Source organism: Synechococcus sp. H55.10, from assembly GCF_047502715.1.
GTDB lineage: Bacteria > Cyanobacteriota > Cyanobacteriia > Thermostichales > Thermostichaceae > Thermostichus.
The window spans coordinates 1-503 of sequence record NZ_JANSJJ010000300.1 but is presented as its reverse complement, the minus strand read 5'-3'; the positions used below and the strand labels follow the sequence as shown (position 1 = coordinate 503).

At 64.0% G+C, this 503-nt stretch carries 1 protein-coding gene; it reads right to left on the bottom strand.

Going from position 1 to position 503, the window contains the following annotated elements; translation table 11 throughout:
- The coding region (locus NW858_RS13375) for a chloride channel protein (protein ID WP_414520683.1) at window positions 1-503 on the bottom strand (503 nt) is incomplete at both ends.

Here is a 503-nt window from a genome sequence, read left to right as displayed (position 1 = left end):
ACACAGTATTCGTACATCGGCTCGGCGGCCACCGCCACGGCCTCGTCGGGGAAGGTAGTGAGCACAGGAGCCTGGCTGACCTGCTCTACCGTCAGTTCGGCCAATTCCCCGGCTTCCCTATGGGCCAGGGCCCGCTCGAGGTCTTCCAGAGTGAGAATGCCCCGCAGCCGCTCTTGCCCGTCCACCACCAAAGCGCTGTGACACTTTTGTTGCAGCAAACGCTCCAGGGCCTCCCGCAGGGGCGTATCCTGTTGCAGCAGCAGAGAAGGGGGCACCATCACCTCTTGAACCGTCAGGCCCTTCGGCTCCTGCCTGCGACGGGCGGAAGGGTAAATGGCCGGCGGGTGCAACTGCTCCGTTAGCCAAATGCTCAAGCCCACCGCTGCCATCACTGGCAAGGCGATGTGGTAGTCCCGCGTCATCTCAAACAGCAGCAAAATCGCCGTTAGGGGAGCCCGCACGCTGGCCGCCAACACCGCCCCCATGCCCACCATGGCGTAGGC